The sequence below is a fragment of the Nannocystis pusilla genome, assembly GCF_026626665.1.
Classification (GTDB): Bacteria; Myxococcota_A; Polyangia; order Nannocystales; family Nannocystaceae; genus Nannocystis; species Nannocystis pusilla.
This window is the reverse complement of record NZ_JAPNKE010000002.1, coordinates 9,266,976-9,289,262: the sequence shown is the minus strand read 5'-3', so window position 1 is coordinate 9,289,262 and position 22,287 is coordinate 9,266,976. Positions and strand designations below refer to the sequence as shown.

Annotated in this window: 16 protein-coding genes and 2 pseudogenes; 9 read left to right on the top strand and 9 right to left on the bottom strand. The window is 70.9% G+C overall.

From position 1 onward, the window contains the following. Positions 1-6: 6 nt before the first annotated feature. Positions 7-888 carry an XdhC family protein gene (locus tag OV079_RS41060; RefSeq protein WP_267775155.1) on the bottom strand — a complete coding sequence of 294 codons (882 nt, stop codon included), beginning with the start codon at positions 886-888 and terminating at the stop codon, positions 7-9. Positions 889-1,035: 147 nt separating this feature from the next. Here OV079_RS41060 and OV079_RS41055 point away from each other — a divergent pair, with 147 nt between their 5' ends. The 4 genes and pseudogenes from OV079_RS41055 to OV079_RS59445 form a co-directional block, all read left to right on the top strand. Next, the gene (locus OV079_RS41055) at positions 1,036-1,566 is read left to right on the top strand and encodes a hypothetical protein (RefSeq protein ID WP_267775154.1); all 531 of its coding nucleotides are present in this window, start codon (positions 1,036-1,038) and stop codon (positions 1,564-1,566) included. A 162-nt stretch (positions 1,567-1,728) separates the two neighbouring features. Next, on the top strand, positions 1,729-1,935 hold the full coding sequence (locus OV079_RS41050; RefSeq protein ID WP_267775153.1) for a hypothetical protein: 207 nt from the start codon (positions 1,729-1,731) through the stop codon (positions 1,933-1,935). Positions 1,936-2,080: 145 nt separating this feature from the next. Then, on the top strand, positions 2,081-3,913 hold the full coding sequence (locus tag OV079_RS41045; RefSeq protein ID WP_267775152.1) for an ABC transporter ATP-binding protein: 1,833 nt from the start codon (positions 2,081-2,083) through the stop codon (positions 3,911-3,913). Continuing rightward, positions 3,906-5,435: pseudogene (locus tag OV079_RS59445) on the top strand (ABC transporter ATP-binding protein); the annotation flags it as partial. The gene OV079_RS41045 and the pseudogene OV079_RS59445, both read left to right, overlap by 8 nt. Here OV079_RS59445 and OV079_RS41035 read toward each other — a convergent pair. Both OV079_RS41035 and OV079_RS41030 read right to left on the bottom strand, forming a co-directional pair. Further along, the gene (locus OV079_RS41035; RefSeq protein ID WP_267775150.1) at positions 5,376-5,579 is read right to left on the bottom strand and encodes a hypothetical protein; all 204 of its coding nucleotides are present in this window, start codon (positions 5,577-5,579) and stop codon (positions 5,376-5,378) included. The pseudogene OV079_RS59445 and the gene OV079_RS41035 sit on opposite strands and share 60 nt — an antisense overlap. Before the next feature lie 3 nt (positions 5,580-5,582). Next, entirely contained in the window at positions 5,583-5,762 is a 180-nt protein-coding gene (locus OV079_RS41030) for a hypothetical protein (protein WP_267775149.1), read from the bottom strand. Here OV079_RS41030 and OV079_RS41025 point away from each other — a divergent pair. Next, positions 5,761-7,248 carry a trypsin-like peptidase domain-containing protein gene (locus OV079_RS41025; RefSeq protein WP_267775147.1) on the top strand — a complete coding sequence of 496 codons (1,488 nt, stop codon included), beginning with the start codon at positions 5,761-5,763 and terminating at the stop codon, positions 7,246-7,248. The genes OV079_RS41030 and OV079_RS41025 overlap by 2 nt on opposite strands. A 327-nt stretch (positions 7,249-7,575) precedes the next feature. Here the strand turns inward: OV079_RS41025 and trxB are convergent, their stop codons facing one another. Together trxB and OV079_RS41015 are read right to left on the bottom strand one after the other, a co-directional pair. Continuing rightward, positions 7,576-8,508 carry a thioredoxin-disulfide reductase gene (trxB, locus tag OV079_RS41020; protein ID WP_267775146.1) on the bottom strand — a complete coding sequence of 311 codons (933 nt, stop codon included), beginning with the start codon at positions 8,506-8,508 and terminating at the stop codon, positions 7,576-7,578. A 281-nt stretch (positions 8,509-8,789) separates the two neighbouring features. Beyond that, positions 8,790-8,969: a zinc ribbon domain-containing protein gene (locus OV079_RS41015; RefSeq protein WP_267705507.1), complete on the bottom strand. Its 180-nt coding sequence runs from the start codon at positions 8,967-8,969 to the stop codon at positions 8,790-8,792. Positions 8,970-9,055: 86 nt separating this feature from the next. Here OV079_RS41015 and OV079_RS41010 point away from each other — a divergent pair, with 86 nt between their 5' ends. Both OV079_RS41010 and OV079_RS41005 read left to right on the top strand, forming a co-directional pair. Continuing rightward, the gene (locus OV079_RS41010; RefSeq protein ID WP_267775145.1) at positions 9,056-9,484 is read left to right on the top strand and encodes a hypothetical protein; all 429 of its coding nucleotides are present in this window, start codon (positions 9,056-9,058) and stop codon (positions 9,482-9,484) included. Between the two features lie 952 nt (positions 9,485-10,436). Beyond that, positions 10,437-11,021, top strand: a complete 585-nt coding sequence (locus OV079_RS41005; RefSeq protein ID WP_267775144.1) for a response regulator — start codon at positions 10,437-10,439, stop codon at positions 11,019-11,021. Positions 11,022-11,148: 127 nt separating this feature from the next. Here the strand turns inward: OV079_RS41005 and OV079_RS41000 are convergent, their stop codons facing one another. Next, complete coding sequence (locus tag OV079_RS41000; protein ID WP_267775143.1) at positions 11,149-13,749, bottom strand: DUF5916 domain-containing protein; 2,601 nt, start codon at positions 13,747-13,749, stop codon at positions 11,149-11,151. 146 nt (positions 13,750-13,895) lie between these two features. Between OV079_RS41000 and OV079_RS40995 the strand changes: the two genes are divergently transcribed. After that, positions 13,896-15,062 (top strand): isocitrate/isopropylmalate dehydrogenase family protein, encoded by a 1,167-nt coding sequence (locus OV079_RS40995; protein WP_267775142.1) that lies wholly within the window; start codon positions 13,896-13,898, stop codon positions 15,060-15,062. Between the two features lie 95 nt (positions 15,063-15,157). On the opposite strand, the gene OV079_RS40990 is transcribed toward OV079_RS40995, so the two are convergent. The 3 genes from OV079_RS40990 to OV079_RS40980 all read right to left on the bottom strand — a co-directional run bounded on the left by OV079_RS40990 (position 15,158) and on the right by OV079_RS40980 (position 21,675). Further along, complete coding sequence (locus OV079_RS40990; protein WP_267775141.1) at positions 15,158-17,608, bottom strand: ATP-binding domain-containing protein; 2,451 nt, start codon at positions 17,606-17,608, stop codon at positions 15,158-15,160. Between the two features lie 261 nt (positions 17,609-17,869). Next, positions 17,870-20,149, bottom strand: a complete 2,280-nt coding sequence (locus tag OV079_RS40985) for an MYXO-CTERM sorting domain-containing protein (protein WP_267775140.1) — start codon at positions 20,147-20,149, stop codon at positions 17,870-17,872. Between the two features lie 1,112 nt (positions 20,150-21,261). Further along, a complete protein-coding gene (locus tag OV079_RS40980; protein WP_267775139.1) occupies positions 21,262-21,675 on the bottom strand; it encodes a hypothetical protein in 414 nt (137 codons plus the stop codon). Here OV079_RS40980 and OV079_RS59440 point away from each other — a divergent pair. Then, a pseudogene (locus tag OV079_RS59440) lies at positions 21,641-22,218 on the top strand (M28 family peptidase); the annotation flags it as partial. The gene OV079_RS40980 and the pseudogene OV079_RS59440 sit on opposite strands and share 35 nt — an antisense overlap. Positions 22,219-22,287 lie beyond the last annotated feature (69 nt).

The following is a 22,287-nucleotide window of genomic DNA, read 5'->3' as shown; positions in this document are numbered from 1 at the left end:
AGTGTATCAGCGGTCGTCGCGCGCGTCGCCTTCGCGGCCTTCGACGCCGGTCGAGGCCGCTGCGCCGAGCCGGGCGAGCGCCTGCGGGACGACATTCATGGCCGCCCCCGTGCCGCCGTGGCGGTCCGCCAGCAGCTCGGCGACGATGCTGATGGCGATCTCGGCCGGGGTGCGCCCGCCCAGCGCAATTCCCACCGGGGCCCGCACGCGCGACAGGTCGGGCCGCGGGCGGCCCAGCTCCTGCTCGCGGCGCAGGACGCGAGCGACGATCGCGTGGACCTTGCGGACGCTGCCGATCATCCCGAGGTAGCGGTGGGGGCGGCGGACCAGATGCGCCAGAGCCCGCTCGTCGCGGGCGTGGTCGCGGGTGAGGATGACGACGTAGTCGCGCTCGCCGAGGTCGGGCACGGCGAGCTCGAGCTCGTCGACGTCGCGGGCGTGCCGCTCGGCGCCGGCGAAGGCGGGGTGCTCGAGCAGATCTTCGCGGTCGTCGACGACGACGACGCGAAAGCCGACCCCGGCCGCCACCGGAGCCACCGCCTGGGCCACGTGGCCGGCGCCGACGAGGACGAGCCGCGCTTCAGGGGCGAGATACTCCACGAACACCTCCATGGCGCCGCCGCAGCACATGCCGAGGTCGCGGACCAGGTGCGCCTTGACCACCCGCGGGCTGCCGTCGCGCAGACATGCGCGGCAGGCGTCGAGCACCTGCTCCTCGATCGCACCACCGCCCACCGTGCCGACCTGCACGCCGTCCTCGCGCAGGAGCAGACGGGCCCCCACGACCTGCGGCGCCGAGCCCGAACGACCGATCACGGTCGCCAGAGCCGCGGGCCCACCCGTCCTTCCGGACAGGACGTCGACGACGGCACGAGCGACCGGGAGCACCGCCGCGAAGTGTAGCCCGGGGCTTGTTCGAGGCGCCGGGCAGTTACAAGGTTGGCCGGACGAGAGATGCGCAGGGTCGCAGCGGTCGCGCTGGTGTTCGGAGCGTGCGCGGAGCCGGAGTCGGCGCCGCGGGCGGAGCCTCCTCCGGTGCGTCCGACGGTCGCCGCGGCCCCGGCGTCGATGACCCCGGACGAGCTGGCCGAGACCCGCCGCAAGGCCGGCTTCCAGGACGGCGCGACGCTCGAGGCGGAGCGCGCCGAGGCGCGCGAGCGAGTGGCTCGCAGCTACGTGCGCGCCAACCTGCCGGCGTACCGCGAGGTGGTGAAGGCGCTGCGCGGCAACGTGGCGGAGATCGAGCGCGCGGCCCGACGATGGCTGCGCGCGAGCGATCCGCAGCGGGCTTACGAGCGCTGGCGCGGGGTCTCGAGACGACGCGCCGACCGTGTCGCAGGGTTGTATCAGCACGTCGCCGATGACGGCTTCGACGGCGGTCAGACCCAGCGTCTGCTGGCCGACGCCTATCGCCGGTGGGAAGAGCTGCGGGAAGATCTCGGCGGAGAAGTCGCTGCCGACGCGCGCTTCTCCGCCCTCCTCGTCGATCTCCGCGACGCGCTCACCGCCGTGTCACGCATGCTCGACGAGATCGAGCACGACGAAGAACTGGCCGCAGAGCCATGAATTCAGGCGTCTGGCGGGCATTTTGCGCGCATTGCGCGGTCGACGTTCAAGAATCTGGTAATTGGCCAAGTTTTGCGGTACCTGGCTAAAGCACCGTCCACGACGACTGCCCCTCGCAAGGGGCCGTGCATTCGCCCCGCGAGGGGAAGCTCAGGAGAACTCATGAAGAAGACGATCGCGATCGTGTTCGCCGCCCTCTCGGTGGCGACCTTTGGCTGCAACAAGAGCAAGACCGACACCGCCAACCCCGACGAGGCGAAGACCGAGACCCCGGCGGAGACCCCCGCCGAGGGTGAGAAGACCGCCGAGGAGACTCCGGCCGAGGGTACCCCGGCCGAGGGTGGCGACGCGGCTGCCCCCACCCCGTAAGCCTGGTCTCCCTCCGGGAGATCTCAGCTTGCTGCTCCATGGGCCAGACTGGCGATTCGCCGGTCTGGCCCATGTTTTTTTCTGCAGTGTAGTGTCCGACCCCCGGCGTCGATTTCTGCTATAGGCCCCGGACCCCGGCTCGCCCGTGTCGCTCGCCACCCGCTTCTTTCACCGGTACGTCCGGCGCAACCTGCCGCAGTACGCGCTGGGCTTCGCGATGTTGGTCGCCACCAACTACGCGGTGGTGCGCATCCCGACCCTCATCGGCAACGCCCTCGACGCCTTCGGCGGTGGCAAGGCGGACGCCCTCGCGGTCGGCCAGGGCATCGCCCTCGAGCTGATGATCTGGGCGGTCGCGGTGGTGGTCGTGCGCACCCTGTCGCGGGTGCTGTTCTTCAACCCCGGGCGCGAGGTCGAGTACCGCGTCAGCGTCGACCTGTTCAGCCACCTGCTGGCGCTCCAGCGGCCGTTCTTCCTCAAGCGCAAGGTCGGCGAGCTGGTCAGCATGGCGACCAACGACACGATGTCGATCCGCCTGCTCATCGGCTTCGCCGGCCTGCAGGTGTGCAACGTCGCCGTCGCGGTCCCGCTGCACCTCGGGCAGATGCTGCTCACCGACGCCTGGCTGACGCTGTGGTGCTTGCTGCCGATCGCGATCGGCAGCGCCTACACGATCGCGGTGGTGCGCCGGTTCTACTCGCTGATCCGGGTGTCGTTCGAGGAGCTCGGGCGGCTGTCGGACCGCGTGCTCGAGTCGTACGCCGGCATCGGCACGGTGCGCGCGCACGCGGCCGAGGCGGCGATCCTGCGCCACTTCGACACCCGCAACCAGACCTATCTCGACCTGCAGCTGCGGTTGTCGTCGATGCGCGCGTTCTCGATGCCGGTGCTCGGGCTGTCGGGCCAGGTGGCGGCGGCGATCGTGCTGTGGGTCGGCGGCGCGCGGGTGATCGCCGGCGAGCTGCCGGTCGGCGCGCTCGTCACCTTCACCACCCTGCTGGGCAGCCTGGTCGCGCTGCTGATGGCGGTCGCGTGGGTGCTGGCCTCGGTGTCGCGCGGCTTCGTGGCGATCAAGCGGGTCGACGAGGTCGTCACCACGCCCGACGGTCTACCTGTCCCGACGGACATCTTGCCGCCCGGGCCGCCGCCGTCGCTCGAGCTGCGCGGCATGACCTTCACCTACCCCGGGGCGGTGGAGCCGTCGCTGCGCGACATCTCGTTCGCGCTCGCGCCCGGCAAGACGCTCGGGATCTTCGGCCGCACCGGCGCCGGCAAGTCGACGCTGATCCACCTGCTGTCGCGCGTGTACACGCCGCCGGTCGGGACCGTGTGGGTGGGCGGCAAGGACGTCACGACCTTGCCTCTGGACCAGGTCCGCTCCCAGCTCGCGGTCGTGCCGCAGGACCCGTTTTTGTTCTCGACCACGCTGCGCGACAACATCCGCCTGCGCGGCGAGCGGACCGGGCACGTGCGCGGCGAGGACGGCGGCGGTTCGGCCTCGTCGTCGCACCTGCGCGCGGACGCGGGGGAGGACCCGCGGCTGCAGCAGGTGCTGCGCGCGGCCTGCCTGGTCGACGACGTGCGCTCGCTGCCCGAGGGGCTCGACACCGTCGTCGGCGAGCGCGGGGTGATGCTGTCGGGCGGGCAGCGCCAGCGGACGGCGCTGGCGCGGGCGCTGTACCGCGGGCCGGGGCTGCTCCTGCTCGACGACGTGCTGTCGGCGGTCGACCAGGGCACCGAGGTGCGCCTGGTGGCGGCGATCCGCGGGCTCCACGACGAGGACGGCGGCGGCCTGATGAAGCAGGCGGCGACCACGGTGATCGTGTCGCACCGCACCAGCGTGCTCGAGCACGCCGACGAGATCCTCGTGCTCGAGCGCGGCGCCGTCGTCGAGCGCGGCACGCACGCCCAGCTGCTCGCGCTGAACGGCGTCTACGCCGAGACCCACCGCCACCAGGAGGCCGCGCACCATGGCTGACCCGAAGACCAGGTCGAAGGGCCGTCCGGAGGGCGCGCCGCAGGGCAGCACCTGGGCCGCGCTGCGCCGGTTCTGGCCGTACGCGCAGGCGCACAAGCGCTGGCTGTGGCTCGGCTTGTGGATGATCCCGGTGGTCGCGGCGATGTCGGCGCTGCGGCCGCTGCTGGTCAAGGCGGCCGTCGACACCGACATCGCCAAGGGCGACCTGATCGGCCTGCGCGTCACCGGCATGCTGTTCCTCGGCGCGGTGATGGCCGAGTTCCTCGCCTTCGCGGTCCAGAACTACGCGCTGTCGCGGGCCGGCCACGCGACCATCACCGACCTGCGCCGCTCGATCTTCGGCCACGTGCTCCGGCTCCCGGCCCGCTTCTTCGACAAGACGCCGATCGGCAACCTGCTCGCGCGCAGCACCAGCGACATCGAGGCGCTGAGCGAGACGCTCGCGTTCGGGGTGTTCACGATCCTCACCGACGTCGCGGTGATCCTGTCGATCCTGGTGGCGATGTTCGTGATGGACTGGCGCCTCACGCTGGTGTCGCTGGCCGCGGCGCCGCTGCTGTGGGTGATCGTGGCCCACTTCTCGGCCCGCCTGCGGACGCTGCAGCTCGAGATCCGGCGCGCCCAGTCGGTCCAGAGCGGGTACCTGGCGGAGCAGCTGGCGGGCGTGACGGTGCTGCAGCTGTTCGGCCGCGAGCGCGCGGCGGTGCAGGAGTTCGAGCGGCTCGGCGACCGCTTCCTGCGCGCGGTCAAGACGGCCAACTGGTACGACGCCGGGCTCTACTCGGTGATGGACGGCGTCAGCGCGCTGTGCGTGGCGCTGCTGATCTACTTCGCCGCGCCGTACCTGTTCGAGGACGTCGCCCGCAGCGGCGTGACCCTCGGCCTGCTGTTCGCGTTCATCGACTACCTGCAGCGGGTGTTCATCCCGATCCGCGAGTTCTCGGCCAAGCTCGCCACCATCCAGCGCGCGGTCGCCTCGCTCGAGCGGATCTACGGCCTCCTCGACGAGCAGCCCGAGGCCCGCCTCGGCGGCGCCGCCGACCCGCTGCAGGGCTGGACCGGCGGGCTGCAGGTCCGCGACCTCCGCTTCGGCTACCGCGAGGGCGCCGCCGACGTGCTCAAGGGCATCGACTTCGACATCGCCCCCGGCGAGGTCGTGGCGGTGGTCGGCCGCACCGGCTCGGGCAAGACCAGCCTCGGGCGGATCTTGACGCGCACCTACGACGGCTACCGCGGCAGCGTCTCGCTGCAGGCGCCGGCCGGCGCGCTCGAGGTCCGCGACGTGGTCCCCGACTGTCTCCGGGGACATGTCCTGATGGTCCAACAGGACGTGTTCCTGTTCAACGACGACGTGGCGTTCAACGTCAGCCTCGGCGAGGCCGGGCTGGCCGACGACCCGGCGCGCATCGAGGCCGCGCTGCGCACGGTGCAGGCGTGGGACTTCGTGCAGGAGCGCGGCGGGCTACAGTTCGTGGTGGGCGAGCGCGGGCGCAACCTGTCGGCCGGCGAGGCGCAGCTGCTGGCGTTCGCGCGGGTGGCCGCGCGCCAGCCGACGCTGCTCATCCTCGACGAGGCGACCGCGAGCGTCGACAGCATGACCGAGCACAAGGTGCAGGCCGCGATCGAGCGGCTGCTGCGCGGGCGCAGCGTGCTGGTGATCGCTCACCGGTTAAGCACGGTCCGGCGGGCCGACAAGATCCTCGTGCTGCAGGACGGCGTGGTCGTCGAGCAGGGACCGCACGACGTCCTGCTCGCGCGCGGCGGCGTCTACGCCGAGCTCTATCGCATGGGCTTCAAAGAGGAAACCGACGACGGGAATAGCGGCGCTCAGCCCCGGTTCCCGCGGCATGAGCTCAACCACGATCCGGTCCCGACGACTCCGTTCGCCGCAGGCGCTGCTCGCCTTCCTCGGCCTGACGACACTCGGTGGCGCAGCGGTCGCACTCAGCTATCACAACCACGCCGAGGCGGCAGGCGAGGTCGCCGCGGCCAACACCGGCAGCGCGCTGTGGCGCGAGGGCAGCGGCGCGCCGGTGGTCGGCGGCGAGTTCGACCCCCGCCGCAGCCTGGCGCCGCTCGTCAAGGAGCTGTCGCCCGCGGTGGTCAACATCCGCGCCTATGGCAAGCGGGCCCAGCTCGACATGCAGGGCATCGACCCACGCATGCTGCCCTTCCTCGATCAGTTCAACATGGGCCCCGGCGCCGAGGCGCCGCCGCAGCAGGGCATCGGCTCCGGCTTCGTGCTCACGTCCGACGGCCTCGTGGTCACCAACCACCACGTGGTCAACGGCACCGAGCGGCTCGAGGTCAAGCTGCACGACGGCCGCATGTACAAGGGCAAGGTGCTCGGCTCCGACCCGTACACCGACATCGCGCTGGTCCAGCTCGAGGGCGCGAGCGGCCTCAAGACGGCGACGCTCGGCAACAGCACGGCGCTGGCGGTCGGCGACTGGGTGATGGCGATCGGCTCGCCGATGGGCCTCGAGCAGACGGCCACCGCCGGCATCGTCTCGGCCAAGGGCCGCGGCAGCCTCGGCCTCTACGCCAACAGCTACATCGACTTCCTGCAGACCGACGCCTCGATCGCGCCGGGCAGCAGCGGCGAGCCGCTGTTCAACATGGCGGGCGAGGTCGTCGGCATCAACACGGCGGTCGGCGGGATCGGCCGCGGGCTCGGCTTCGCGGTCCCGATCGATCAGGCCAAGACGGTGATCCCGCAGCTCAAGGCGTCGGGCAAGGTGGTGCGCGGCTGGCTGGGCATCTCGGGCCGGGAGATCGAGCCGGCCGTGGGCCGCACGCCCGAGGCCGGGGCGGTGGTCGGCGCGGTCCAGCCCGGCACTCCGGCGGCCGAGGCGGGCCTGCGCGCGGGCGACCGGGTGACCGCGATCAACGGCCGCGAAGTGCTCAACTTCAGCGACCTGCGCGGCCGCGTCGCCGACACCAAACCTGGCTCTCAGGTCATCCTGTCGGTCGACCGCGGCGGCAAGAAGGTCGACCTCAAGGCGACGATCGGCAAGCTGCCCAGCGAAGAGGAGCTGCAGCGCTCGGCCCGCCGCATGAACGGCGAGTCCGGCAAGCTGTTCCCCGACGGCCAGCCGCGCCTCGGCGCCCAGGTCGAGGCCAAGGACGGAAGCCTGACGGTCCGCAGCGTGATGCCCGGCTCGCTCGCCGACGAGCTCGGCCTGCGCGAGGGCGACGTGCTGCAGACGATCAACGGCCAGAAGGTGTCGCAGGTCGGCGACGTGGCCAGCGCGCTGGCGAGCGACGACGGCAAGGTCGCCGTCGAGGTGAAGCGCGGCGGCTCGACCCACTCGGCGATGATCGAGCGCCGCTGAGCCCGCCAGCGCGAGCGAGCGAACGAGCCCGGACGTCCTCGCGGCGCCGGGCTCGCGCGCGAGCAACAGCGCTGGCCAGCCCCTCGCCGCGCCGGCTCGCGCGAACGCGAGGGCCTGCGGGCGGCCAGCCATGAACGGCGCGGCCGGCCCCTCGCTGCGGGGGCGCCGTCTAGCGCTTCAGGACATGCTCACAAGGGCATGTCAGAGAGGCAATGTCCCCAAGAACATGCTCTATCGAGCATGTCCCGGAGGCCACTTGCGACGAGACGAGCGCCCGCGCCCCGTCCGCGCGCCGCGCTCGTCTCCCGCGCCCTGCAGGCGCGCCGCTTACAGGTGCTCGGCGAGCCAGCGCTCGGCGTCGATCGCCGCCATGCAGCCGGTGCCGGCGGCGCTGACGGCCTGGCGATAGACCTTGTCGGCCACGTCGCCGCAGGCGAACACGCCGGGGATGTTGGTATAGGTCGAGCCGGGGCGGACCTTGAGGTAGCCGGTCTCGTCCATGTCGAGCTGGCCCTTGAAGATGTCGCTGTTGGGCTGGTGGCCGATGGCGAGGAACAGGCCGGTGACCGCCAGCTCGCGCGCAGCCCCGGTCACGGTGTCGCGCAGGGCCAGGCCGACGACCCGGTCGCCGCCGAGGACGTCGGCGACCTCGGTGTTGTAGTGCACCGTGATCTTCGGGTTCTCGATCGCGCGCGTCTGCATGATCTTGCTGGCGCGGAAGGTGTCGCGGCGGTGGATGAGGTGCACGCTGCGGCACATGCGGGTGAGGAAGGTGGCCTCCTCCATCGCCGTGTCGCCGCCGCCGATCACGGCGACGTCCTGGTTGCGATAGAACGCGCCGTCACAGGTGGCGCAGGCCGTGACGCCGCCGCCCGACATGCGCAGCCGCTGCTCGTTGGGCAGGCCGAGCCACTTGGCCGAGGCGCCGGTGGCGATGATGAGCGCGTCGCCGTGATAGGTGTCGGCCTCGCCCTCGACCACGAAGGGCCGGCGCGACAGGTCGACGCGCACGCCCATGTCGTAGTGGAGCTTGGTGCCGAAGCGCTCGGCCTGCGCGCGGAACTCCTCCATCATGTCGGGGCCGGTGATGCCCTTGGGGAAGCCCGGATAGTTCTCGACCTCGGTGGTGGTGGTGAGCTGGCCGCCCGGTTCGGGGCCGGCGACCATCACGGGCTCCAGGCTCGCGCGCGCGGCGTAGATCGCGGCGGTGTAGCCCGCGGGGCCCGAACCGAGGATGAGGACTCTGCTGTGCGTCGGCATGAGGTCGGAGGATAGCTGCTCTCGCCGGGCCACATGACGGGGCCCCGGCGGGACGGGCCCCTGAGGGACATCACGCCCGCGAGGCCGAACCGCTCGCCTGCGGGCCCGCGGCGGCGGTCCGACCTCGACGCGGGCCGCCGCCGCGGGGCCGATCGCCGCCGGGATCGGCCGGCGCCGCCCCTCCGGGCGCGACGGAGAGGACGCCGTTTCGCCCGCGCCGTCGCGGCCAGTGACATGACCCGAAGGACATGTCCTGCGTGCGGGCGCGAGGCGGGGTCGGCTCACTGCGCGCGCTCGACGGTGACCAGCGGCGAGCCGTCGCGGCGGCGCCGGACCAGCATGCGCCACGGACGGCAGCAGACCTCGCAGTCCTGGATCAGCTCTCCGCGGGTGGCCGGGTCGACCACGATCTCGACCACCTCGAAGCAGTACGGGCACTGGACCTGGGCGACGTCGTCCATGCCCCTCGGATAGCACGGGCCGCGCGGCCGGTCCCGCCGGCCGGGCCGTCCGGGCGTCCGCCGGAGCCTCTGCTATGCTGCGCGCGATGTCCATCCGCGACCAGGCGAGAGATTGGGCCAAGCAGCAGTCCGACCAGCTCCGCAGCGACCCGAAAGGCTGGGCCAAGGCCCAGGGCGAGCGCCTGAAGCAGATGGTCGACGTGGCGCCGTTCAGCGACACGGCGCTCGAGCGCGAGCTGGGCTCCCTGCGCGAGCGCACGGCCCGCCTGAGCGAGCTCGACGCCGACGAGCGGCAGAAGCTCGCCGACGAGCTGCTGGCCCTCCACGAGCGCCTCACCCCCGGCGGCGCGCTGATCAGCGGCGCCAAGATCGGCCTGGCCGCGTCGGTCCTCCCGGTGGTCGGCATGATCACCGGCCCGGTCCTCGGCAGCGCCTACGGCGTGTACCGCTCGCAGCGCCTCGGCGAGGCCCGCGACGAGGTGCAGGCGATGCTGCGCAAGCTCGCTCGCCGCTGAGCCGCCTGCCGGCGAATCGCGGCACGTCGGACACGGCCGAGCCGCGACGCACCGGACCCTGCGAGGCGGGGGCGCGACGGCGATGCTGCGCGAGCACCGGCGCCGCGGACCGCCAGTCCATGCCGGCCCGCCGGCGACATCGCCACAACGACGACGACCCGGGCCACGACGCGCCGCTGCAAGGCGTGGGTGTGATGGCGAGGGTCCGACGAAGTGCGACGATGCTGCGCGAGCCTCGTCAGAAAACCACCGGCACAATGCCGGTCTGCCGGGCCGTCGCGCCGCGCAGACGTCCGATCTGCGAAGACCGGACCGTTGCGAGGCAGGGCGTGACGGCGAGTCGCAGACGACGCTGCGCAAGCCTTCGCGATCGAGCCACGGGACGAAGCCAGTCCCCCGACCGCCGAGAAGGCGTGGACACGGTCGTTCCTCGCGTTCACGCGCGAGCGCGCTCGAGGCACCGCGATCTCGCAGCACGTGTCTCCCGACTCGGCATCTCGTGGTGACGCGTCCACTGCGGCGGCGCGCCTCGGAATGCTCGACCGAGCCCGGCAAGCTCGAGCCTCGCCGTGCATGAGGCGGAGCGTCGCCGGGCATCCGCGCGGCTCGACTCGACGCGGCGAGCGAGCCCGGGTCCCGCGTCAGTCCGCGCCGCGGGTTCGACCCAAACTCGAAGGAGACCACATGTCTCATGCGCCAGCCAGCTCCGCGCGCCCGCTCCACCGCGGCGGATTGTAATTGTCTCGAAAACGCGTCCCGCCCGTGCGGCGGGCCCGACCAACATGCTCCTTGAGACATGTCTTTTAAGAAATGTCATGAATCGGTCTTCATACGGCCGGCGGCTCTCGCGCGCGCGCCGGGGCGGCGCGTGCTAGGGTTCGGGGCGTGGAACAGAAGCAGGTTGTCCGGGTGTTGCTCGCGGACGATCACGCGATCGTCCGGGAGGGTCCGCATGCTGCTCGCCGAGCAGCCTGGCATCGAGGTCGTCGGCGAGGTCGCGGACGGGCGCGCCGCGGTCACGGCTGTCGAGCGGCTGCGGCCCGACGTCGTGGTCATGGACCTGGGCATGCCGGAGATGAACGGCGTCGAGGCGACGCGCGCGATCTGCCGCGACTTCCCCGGCACCCAGGTCCTGGTGCTGTCGATGTACTCCGGCGAGGAGTACGTGCGTCCGGCGATCCGCGCCGGCGCGAGCGGCTATTTATTAAAGGGGTCGGCGTTCAGCAAGCTGCTGGCCGCGATCGCCGCCGTCGCCCGCGGCGGCGCCTTCTTCAGCCCCGCGATCGCCAAGCTCGTGCTCGTCGACTCGCGCCGGCGCGAGACCCATCCGGCCGACGCCCTCACCAACCGGGAGTGCGAGATCCTCCGGCTCGTCGTCCAGGGCCAGTCGAGCAACCAGATCGCGCGGGACCTCGGCCTCAGCATGAAGACCGTCGAGGGCCACCGCGGCCGGATCATGGCCAAGCTCGATGTCCACCACCTCGCCGGCCTGGTCAAGTACGCCGTGCGGGCCGGCCTGGTCTCGCCCGACCCGTAGGCGACATTAAGGCTGCGTTACCGTCGCCCCCTGGCGCGCTCGGCGCATTCGACGGAGCTGCTCTTTCGGACATGCCCCGGAGAACATGGCCGTTCACACATGCTCTTCGGAACATGCCCCCATGCGCTCACAGGCCGAACATGTGCTGCAGCTTGAGGAACAGGATGTCCTCGTTGGCCACGCCCGGGGCGACGAGGTTGGCGAAGCCGCCGAGCGGGCGGTAGCTGAAGCGCGGGCTGAAGTCGGACAGCACGGTGCGGTGGGTGTAGACGAAGAACAGGAAGCTGCCGGGGCGGTACTCCCAGCGGAGGATCGAGTTGGAGATGAAGCTGGTGAGGCCCTGGTCGACCTCGCCGGCGTAGGGCGCGGGGTTGGTCGGGACCAGCGTGCCGGGCCGCTCGAGGATGAAGAAGTCGGTGTGGCGGGCCGAGAGGAAGTACAGCTGGTTGAAAGTCTGCAGCGTCAGGTTGGGCAGGATGCCGAGGGTGCCGCGCAGCACGCCGATGTACTGGGTGACGTAGGCGCGGCCGAACACCGCCTCGTCGAGGTCGTTGGTGGTGGTCCAGCGCGGGCGGCCGAAGCTGAGGTTGAGGTCGCCGCGGAGGGTGAGCTCGAGGCGGGGCACCGGGCGGAGGCGGACCTCGAGGCCGTAGTCGGGGCCGGGGCGGCCGTTCTGCTCGCCGTAGGCCCAGTTGAACACGCCGACGATCTTCTTGTTGTCGGGGCTCGAGGAGGTGCCGCCGATCCACCAGTGAAACGGGACGAGGTAGGGGATCCCGCCGCGCGTCTCGAACAGGTCGTACTGCGGCAGGTGGCCGCCGGCCCACAGCGAGGTGCCCTGCAGCTTGAGCGTGGTCAGGCTGAGGTCGAGGTGCAACTGCTTCTGCAGCAGGTAGCCCTGGTACGACGAGGCCACCTGCGACGACAGCGTCGCCGCCATGCGCCGCACGTTGCCGACCGGCTGGGCGTTGAACACACCGACGTTGGCCTTGCCGTCGATGTAGTTGTTGAAGCGCATGAAGCCGAGGTCGTTGAAGTCGGCGTGCGGCGTCAAGGTCTCGAACACCGCCCCCATCGACAGGTTCTTGCTGGTGCGGTTGATGTCGGCCACCGCGCCCATGCCCTCGCGCCGGCCGTTGTGAGTGCCGATGATCTGCGCCGAGTGCCGCCAGCGCTCGCGGAAGCGGATCCGGTAGTCGAAGCCGCCGGTGAACGCCGACGGCTCGCCGCCGCCGCGCACCACCCCGGTGACCAGCGCGCCGATGCTGGTCTGACCGTCGAACTCGCGGCGCACGCGGATCACCGAGTACTCGCTGATCGGGTCGACCGTGACGCGCCGCTCGAAGCCGTCGGAGAAGCGCTCGACGCCGAAGCTCGCGCCGGTGTTGGCCGTCAGCACGCCGAGGCTCCAGCCCGGCTTGACCTGACCGGTGACGCGCAGGGCCCCGAAGATCCGCGTCAGCGGATCGAGCGCGACGATCTCGCCGTCCTCGCCGCCGCGCGGCGTCTGATCGGCCAGCGCGGCCCGCGGGATCCGGCCGACCCGGCGGGAGTAGAACAGCTGGAAGCGGGTCTCGAAGATCTCCTTCGACTCGAGGAAGAACGTGCGCCGCTCGGGGAAGTAGACCTCGAACGGCCCGAGGTTCAGCACCGCGGGGTCGACCTCGGCCTGGCCGAAGTCGGGGTTGACCGCGAGGTCGAGGGTCAGGTTGCCGCGCAGGCCGTACTTGAGGTCGAAGCCGCCGTTGGGCAGCAGCGGGAACGAGCGGTCGAGGCTGTCGTCACCGCGACGCGGTACGCCGCGCAGCGAGAAGAACGGCCGCAGCTCGAGGTTGAGGCCGGGCTGGATGTTCTTGACGCCGACGTAGTCGAGCGCCCAGCTCATGCGCCCCGGCAGGCCCTGCGGCGTGGGCGAGAGGATCTGCGTCTCACCGTCGTGGTTGATCCACCGGCCGATGTTGACGCCGAAGGTGTACTCGTCGCGGGCGGTGAAGCGGATCGTCGACCACGGGATGAACATCTCGGCCGACCAGCCGGTGTCGGTCAGCTTGGCCGCGCCCTTCCACACGCCGTCCCACAGCAGCTCCTCGGAGTCGTCGCGGAACAGCTGCGAGTCCTCCTGCGAGCCGGAGGCGTTGAGCGCGAACGAGTAGCCGGTGGTGTCGTTGTTGTTGGGGTCGAGCTCGAGCCAGACGATGTCGGACGGGCCGAGTTGGTCCTTGCGGAACACGCCGGCGCGCACGTGCTTCGGGTCGTCGATGCAGTCGAACGCGACGTACAGGCCCTTGGTGCCGTAGGCGACCCGCACCCGCGTCTCGTGCGTCGGCGCGTGCCCGTAGCGCGGCTCGATCTGGACCAGGTCGGGCAAGAGCGGCACCGCCAGCCACGCCGGCTCGGACGTCCGGCCGTCGATGTCGATCGCGTCGTCGTCGATGCGCGCCGACTTCAGCTTGAAGTCGCGGATCCTCGCCTTGCCGACCACCGGCCGCAGCGGCGGCGCGCTGGTCGGGCGCACCCACAATGGCGTTTGGGACATGTCCTGAACGCCAGGAGCCTTCGGCGCCGGCGCCGGCAACGGGGCGCCCGCACCGGGCGCGAGCTTGTCGACGGCGGGCGCGGCCGTGGGCTTCGGCGGCTCGGCGGCGCCTGCGGCCGGCGCGGGGGCGAAGGCCCGTGCGGACACACCCCACGCGACCAGGACCCAGACAGGCAGGAGCTGCGCGACCACGTCGAGATCCCAGGAGGCCGCGCAAAGGTTCGCGGCTGGCCGTGCATGTATACCGCGTCCTGCGCGCAGATTGGGTGAGGATCCACACCGGCGCGGCGAACGGCGCGGTCGGTCGCTCGCGCCGACGCGCGTGTACACCGGAAACCATGGCGTACAAGCTGGTGACCCTTGGCGGGGACGGGACCGGACCGGAAGTGATGCGCGAGGGACTGCGCGTGCTCTCGGCGCTGTCCAAGGTCCTGGATGTCGCGTGGGAGGTCGAGGACATCCCGTGCGGCGGGCAGTTCTATCTCGAGCACGGCAGCCGCGACTGGCCCGAAGGAGCAGAGGAGCGCTGCGACGCGGCCGACCTGATCCTGCTCGGCGCGGTCGGCTGGCCGTCGCCCACCGGCCCGGGCCCGGTGCTGATGAAGGACGGCAAGATGGCGGGCTACTCGCCGGTCATCGGCAACCGCATCCGCCTCAACCTGTTCGCCAACGTCCGCCCGGTCAAGCTGTACGAGGGCGTGCAGCACCGGATCCACGGCGCCAACAAGCTGGTGTGGCAGCCGGGCCAGGTCGACATGGTGATCATCCGCGAGAACACCGAGGGCCTGTACTCGCAGGTCGGCGGCAAGCTCGCCCCCGGCGGCACCACCGAGCTGGCGATCGACACCCGCGTGATCACGCGCCGCGCCAGCGAGCAGGTGATCCGCAAGGCCTTCGAGCTGTGCAAGAAGCGCAACAAGGGCGCGCCGAAGGACGGCAAGCTGCGCGTCACCGCGGTCGTCAAGGACAACGTGCTGCACGGCTGCCGCCTGTTCGCCGAGGTGTTCCAACAGGTCGGCGAGGAGTACCCGCAGATCGAGAAGGACTCGGCGATCGTCGACGCCTTCACGCAGTGGCTGATCGGCCAGCCCGAGTACTACGACGTGGTGGTCACCACCAACATGTTCGGCGACATCGTCACCGACCTCGCCTCGGTGCTGCAGGGCGGCATGGGCATGGCCGTCGGCGCCAACGTCGGCAAGGACCACGGCATGTTCGAGCCGATCCACGGCTCCGCGCCGAAGCACGCCGGCAAGGACAAGGTCAACCCGATCGCCATGATCCTCGCCGTCAAGGAGGGCCTCGACTGGCTCGGCGAGCGCAAGAACGACGACCGCCTCGTCCGCGCCGCCGCCGCCATCGAGGCCGCGGTGGTCGACGTGCTCCGCGACGGCCACCCCCTCACCTACGACCTCGTGGGCGAGGCCAAGGCCGCCCGCTGCTCCGAGGTCGGCCAGGCGATCGCCGACCTCGCGCTGCAGAAGCTGGCGCAGTCGGCGAGCTGAGCGGGTCTTCGGGACATGCCCTCGCGGGCATGTCCCATAGAACATGCAAGGGACATGCTCCGCGGAGCATGTCCCTTGTTCTTTCCTGCTCGCGGCTACTCGAGGCTGGCGACGATCAGGTCCTCGGGGATGAGCTTGCTCGGCGGGCCGGAGCAGACCAGCCACAGCTGGTGCGCGGCGCGGGTGGCCCCGATGTGCAGGAGGTGGCGCGACTCGACCACCTCGGGGTAGTTCTGGACCGTCGGGTCGAGCAGGACGACGTAGTCGAATTCGAGGCCCTTGACCTGGCGGATGTCGGTGACGTCGATGCCGGGGGTGAAGCTGAAGTCCTGGCGGCCGACGCGGCGCAGCTTGGGCACCTCGGCGATCCGCAGGGCGTCGTGGTACACGTCGGCCTGCTGGGGGTAGCGGGTGACGAGCGCGCAGCTGGCGGTCGGCTCGCGCTGCATCAGCGCGCGCAGGGCCTCGGCCAGGAACGCGACCGCCTCGCCGGTGTCGCCGAACTGGTAGTAGCCGACCGGCGCGCCCTCGCGGGCGATGAGCGCGTCCTCGGGGCTGTGCAGCGGGCCGAGCACGAAGCGCGACAGCTCCATCACCTGGCGGGTCGAGCGGTAGGTGATCTTGAGCGGCTGGATCGCCACGTGCGGCAGGCCGGCGTCGCCGAGCAGCTGCGGCCAGTCGACGAAGCCGTTGTCGAAGATCATCTTCTGCGCCCGGTCGCCGGCGATGGTCACGCTCTGGCCGTCGGTCGCGCAGTCGAGCAGCACCCGCACCTCGATCGGCGCCAGGTCCTGGGCCTCGTCGATGACGATGTGCTCGTACTCGAAGCGCTTGCCGCCGAGGAACAGGCCGCCGTACTTGCGCTGCAGCAGGCGCAGCAGGATCGCGTCGTCCTCGGGGTCGAGGCCGACGCTGTGGTGGCCCATGCGCGTGCGCGGCGGCGGCGCCTCGGCCTCGCCGTCCTCGCCGTCGGCGTCGGCCTCGCCCTTCGGCGGCGCCGGCTCGCTGTCGATCGTCGACTCGGCGGCGCGCTCCTCGGCCTCGTCCTCGTCGCGCTCCTCCTCGGCCTCGGGCTCCTCGTCGAGCTCGGCCTTGGCGGCGCACCAGCGGACGATCGTCGCCACGTCGGCGTCGTTGAAGGCCCCGGGCGCGTACTCCCGCAGCGCGGTGCGCAGGGCCTCGCTGTCGGTCATGAGCTCGAGCCAGTCGTCGCAGACGTCGCGCAGGTCGTCGCGGATGGTCCGCAGGGCGGTCTCGGCGGCGGCGCGCGCGGGCCCGGGGATGCTCGGGTCGGCCTTGATCTGGTCGAGCGTGCGCTCGGCGCGGACGACCGGCGGGAGGTCGGCGTTGCGCTGCCACACCGCGAACGCCGCGTCGGCGCCGGCGCGCTCGCCGAGCCGCTTCTTGAGCAGTTCCTCGGCCTCCTCGAGCTGCCAGCCGATGCGGTCGTCGATCATGCGCAGGACGACCGGGTGCTTCTTGAAGCGGCTGACGGCGTCGGGGACGCCGTCGATGTGGCTGATGGGGATCCGCAGCTTCAGCTTGCGCAGCAGCTGGGTGCTCCACTTGCGGTAGGTCGTGACCGGCACGCCGTCGATGCCGAGCGACGGCAGCACGTGGCGGATGTACTCGACCAGGGCCTCGTTGAAGACCATGATGAGCATCTTGGCCGGCGCGAACCGGCGGCGGTCCTGATAGGCCAGGTAGGCCACGCGGTGCAGCGCGACGGTCGTCTTGCCCGAGCCGGCGCCGCCCTGGATCAGCACGATGCCCGACTCGGGCTGCGTGATCAGGTTGAACTGCTCCTTGTCGATGAGCGCCGTGATCTCCTGCAGGTGCTTGTCGGCGCGCGGCTGGTCGTCGTCGCTGTGGACGCCGAGCTGGCCCTGCGGCACGCGGACGGCGGTGCCGACCCCGCCCTCGAGCATCGGCTTGGCGGCGCCGACGGCGTCGCGCCAGCGGCCGCGGCGGTCGCTGACGAAGGTGCCCTGCGGGGCCGACACGCGGCGCAGGCTCGACTCCATCACGGCGACCGAGCGGCGCACCATCACGGTGCCCTCGAGCGAGCGAGCGTCGAACTCCTCCTCGTACTCGTCGTCCTCCTCGTAGCGGTAGTAGAGGCGCGAGACCGGGGCGTTGCGCCAGTCGACGATCGACAGCCCGTCGCCGTCGTCGAGGAGGGTGCGCTTGCCGACCAGCACGTCGCGCAGGCGCTTCGACTTGGCCTCGCGCAGCCGGAGGTGGCCGAAGTACGGGTTCTTCGGATCGACCGGCGCGTCGCGGCCCTGCCCGCGCGTGCGGCTCAGGGCGGCGACTTGGTGCATCTGCTCGACCAGCGAGGCCTGGTCCTCTTCCTTGGCTTCAGCCAGGGCGTCGCGCAGCTCGATGAGCTGGGCGTCGAGGTCCTCGATCTGCCCGGGCGCGTTCTGAGCCTCGCGATCGAGGCGCTCCTGGATCCGCCGCAAGATGTCGAGCTCTTCGGCGACAATTCGGCCGCCCTCGTCGGACAGCGCGTTGAGGTCGGGGTCCTGGTGCTCCTGCGACACGATCGGTGTGCATAGCAAAAGGGCCGCTAGCCGGCCAGTAGCCGAGCACGCCTCGGTGTGAGGCGACCCATAAAAACGCCACGCGGGCCGCTGCGGGCCGCTGCGCCGGGTTTTGTGGCAAAAAATCGACCCCTCGCGCCCGCGGCGACCCGCGGCGATCGGGACCGACGACAAAAAAGGCGGAGGCCGCCTCCGAAAACCGGAGGCGGCCCCTGCGTGCGGCTCGGCCGCTCACGGACCTCGCGGGTCCGAGTCGTCCGCTCAGGCGCGGCGGCGGCGGCGGATGAAGCCCGCCAGGCCGAGAGTGAAGAGCGAGGCGAGCAGGCCGCGGGTCTGACCCTCGGCGTCGTCGACCTTGCACCCGCAACCACCCGCGCTGTCGGTGCTGCCACCGGTCGCGGAGTCGGTGCCCTCGGTGTCGGAGGTCTCGGACTCGCCCTCGGTGTCGCCCGCGGTCGCGGTGACCTGGCCGCCGGTCGGGTTGTTGCCGGTGGTCGGCTCGCCGGAGTCGCTGTCCGTGCCGCCGGACTCGGTGGCGCCGGTGGTCGGCGTCTCGGTGGTGGTCGGCGTGGTGTCGGTGCCCGGGCCGGCCGAGGTCTCGGTCGTGTCGGTCGTGGTGACCGGCGTGTCGGTGGTCGCGTCGGTGTCCGTCGCGGTGACGCCGGTGTCGGTCGTCGTCTCGGTGTCCGTCGCCGTGTCGGTGGCGCTCTCCGACTCCGAGGTGGTGCTGGTCGTGTCCATCGGCAGCGGATCGGGCTCGTCCGTGGTCGGCTCGGGCACGTTGGCGCAGTTGACGAAGCCGCAGCACGGGTCGAACGAGATCTGCTCGATGATGCTGGCGAGCGCCGCCTCGAGGGCCATCTGGTTGTTGGCGTCGTAGTACATCTCGGCGCCGCCCGAGCCCCAGTTCGCCATGTTGTTCAGCTTCGTCATCGACATGGGCGAGTTGACCAGGTCGCCGAAGCCGATCACGTAGGTCGTGACGCCCGCGTTGAACATCGCCTGCAGCGGCGCCTGGACCTGCGCGTCGGTCGACTGGTAGTCGCCGTCGGTGACCAGGATGTTGATGAACTTCGTGTTCGCGTCACACGGGTACGGGAACATCGGGTTCGAGCAGGCGGCCTTGTAGTCCGTGATGTTCTGCTGGACCAGCTGGAGGCCGAGGTGCGTGTACGTGCCGGAGCCGACGCACGCGTTCGGCAGGTTGCCGGCGAAGTCGCACTTCGGCATGTGGCTCAGGGTCTGGGCGTCGAAGCCCGGCGGGTCGATCGCCGAGCCGTCCTTGAACGTCCAGGTGATCGGCGGGCCGCCCCACGGGTCGGTGCAACCGGGCGCCTCGCACGAGGTGTTCGGGTCGAGGGCCCACTGGAAGTTGTCCTTCATGCACGGGCCGTAGTCGACGAGCAGCTTCTGCTCGCCCGGCGCCGGCATGTTGTAGCCGAACACCGCGAGGCCGAGGTGCACCAGGTTCTCGACCGCCTGGTTGCCCATGACGACCTGGTCGAACAGCGAGTTGGCGCCGGCGAGCGCCTCTCGGGCCGCGTCCCAGCCGGTCATGCCCATCGGGCCGGCCTGGGTGCCGTTGTTGATGTTGAGCATCGACGACGAGGCGTCGAGGAGCACCATGATGCGCGGGAGGCCCGGCGCGCACACGGGCTGGATGACGTCGTTGATGATCGCCTGGACGACCATCTTGAGCGCGTCGATCAGCTGCTGCGGGTTGGAGGCGTCGTACGCCGTGCCCGTGCCGCCGTTCATCGCCAGCTCGTCGGCGAACATCTTGCCCATCGCCTCGCCGATGGCGACGACGTAGGTCGGGACCCCGTTGTTGTCGAACAGGTCCTTGGCGGTGATCGACGGGTTCTGGTTGGCCGGCTGCAGCTTCTGGGTGCCCGACGGGTCGGTCCACTCGCCGTCGGTGAGCACCACGATGGCGCCCTTGCGCTGCTGCTTGTCGTTCGGGTGGTCGGTCCAGGTCTGCTGGATGTAGGCCTTGGCCCTGTCCAGGGCGCCCTTGGTCCACGTGCCGATGCCGACGAGGTTGCCGTTGATCGGCGCGGGCACCGACATGATGGCGGTCTTGATCGCCTCGCCGTTACACTGGTAGTAGGCCTTGTCCGGGGCCGCCTCGTCGTAGAAGCCGACGTCGATCTTCTGACCGTCGGTGATGCCCGACGAGTCGTTCTGGATCAGCGTGCCCGTCTGGCCGACGTTGGGGTCGTGGCCGAAGCGCATGAGGCCGAGCAGGACGTTGCCCTGCAGGTAGCCGTTGTCGGCGTCGACCATCGCCACGATCGCGCTCACCGCCGCCTCCCAGCGGGTCTGGTTGGCGTCGAACATGGTGTTCATCGACGTCGAGTAGTCGGCGACGATCAGGAACAGGGGCTTGACGAAGGTGCACTGACCTTCTTCGACACAGACCGGGGCCGCGATCGCGGGCGGCGGCTCGGAGCCGCCGATGAAGGCGATGCCGACGCCGGCCAGGAGACCGACCTGCACGCCGAGGCGCTTCCAACTTCCAATCAGACTGAGACGCTTCATTGCTGGTAATCCTTGTGGGGCTTAGTGACCGGTTCCGACACACCACGCGCGTGCGCGTAACGTTTCGCGGGTTTGGGACAGCGGGGGGCACGGTACGCCAGAGTCCGTGAGGGCGTCAATACACCGGAGCGCGGCCGTGCAACCAGGTTGCACGTGCTGCGTGGTGCCCCTCGAGCACCGTCGAGTTCGCGATGAATCGTCAGGTTCGGTCGAGTAGTGGGACGATGATGCGTGAAGCAACGCACGCAAGCGGGAGCACCGCGATGCCCGAGGTGGCGGTCAAAGGGCGCTAAGAGTCGCTCGTGCGCACGCCGTTTTCGTCCACGTCGCTTCTGTTGTCGGCGGCCCTGATGCTGGCGCCAGGCTGCACACGGCCCGCCGCGACCACCACGGCTGCACCGGTCGAGCGAGCTGATGCGTCGCCATCCCCGACGCCGCTGACGTGGACTCCCGACCGCGCCCGTCTGCAAGCGGACATCGCTGCGCTCGCGCGCGACGAGTTGCGCGGCCGCTTCACGCTGAGCCCCGAGCTCGCCGAGGCCGCGGAGTACTTGGCGCAGAGGCACCGTGCGCTCGGCCTCGAGCCGGTTGCGGGCGATTCGTTCATGGCCGACTTTTCGATTTCCGTCGGCGTGCGGCCGAGTCAGCCTGTGAGCTTGCAGGTCGTCCGCGGCGAGCGGGCGACCGGGATCGCTGGCGGCGAGTTCTCGATCTCGCCGCAGACCGCGAGCGGCGAGGTGCAGGGACCGGCCGTGTTCGTCGGCTACGCGGCCGCCTCGGAGTCGACGCCCGGCGCCGACGGCGAGCCGGCCGAGGCCAAGCCCTACGACGACCTCGCCGGGCTCGACCTCAAAGGAAAGATCGCGGTCGTGCTGCTCGACGCTCCGGGTCGGCCCGACACGATGACCTTCTTTCGCAGGCTTCAGCGCGAAGCGGGCGATTTCGCGGCAGCGGCGGCCCCGCTCAAGCAGAGCGGCGACGCGGCCGGCCTGCGCGCGCTGCACGAGCGCACCCGCGGGCGCGTGATCGCCATGCTGCATCGGTTCATGCCCGAGGCTGACCTGAAGGACATGTGGCTGCTGCCGGCCGACCCGCTCACGGTCGAGTTCGATCTACAGGCGCTCGTCGGCCCGGTCATGCGCGAGGCCGGCAAGCGCAAGGGCCCGCAGTTCGGCCCGGGCGCGGGATCGCTGCGGACCAAGGTCGAGCGTCTGGCCAAGGCCGGCGCCGTCGGGGTGGTCACCGTGAGGGGTCCCCGGAGCTTCCTCGACGCCGAGGAGCGCGAGGCGGACGCGTTCGCGCCGCTGCAGCGCGAGGACGGCGTGATCGGCGAGCCGCTCGCGCTCCCGATCGTCCAGCTCAAGTGGAAAGCGGCCGACCGGCTGCTGCGCGTGGGCAAGGGCAAGCAGAAGATCTCCGCGCTGCAGGAGGCGATCGATACCAAGCTCGCGCCGCAGTCGGCCGAGCTCCGGGGTCGCGCTGAAGCTGTCGGTGGTGGTCGAGCCGGTCCAGGTGAAGGTGCCCAACGTGCTGGCGAAGATCTCCGGCAGCGACCTGCGCGACGAGATCGTCGTCGTCGGCGCGCACTACGATCACATCGGCGCCGTCGGCCGCGGCGAGTGCGGCGAGAGCCGCAAGGGCGACGTGGTCGACGTCATCTGCAACGGCGCCGACGACAACGCCAGCGGCACCGCCATGTTGCTCGAGCTGGCGCGGCACTTCGCCGAGCAGCGGCCGCGGCGCACCGTCCTGTTCGCCCACTTCGCCGGCGAGAGCTGGGGCTGCTCGGCTCGAAGGCGCTGGCGGACAAGCCGCCGTTTGCGCTCGACAAGGTCGTCGCCATGGTCAACCTCGACATGATCGGCCGACTCGGACCGAAGGGCCTGGCGATCGGCGGCATCGTCTCGTCGGACGCCTGGATGCCGCTGCTCGACCGCATCGGCAGCGCCGGCCTCTCGATCCTCTACGAGGCCAGCGTCGCCACCCGCAGCGACCACGCCAGCTTCTACAAGAAGAGCCTGCCGGTGCTGTTCTTCTTCACCGGCACCCACGCCGACTACCACCGGCCGGGCGACCACGCCGACAAGATCAACTACGACGGCCTGGTCGCGATCGGCACGCTCGTGCACGGGGTCACG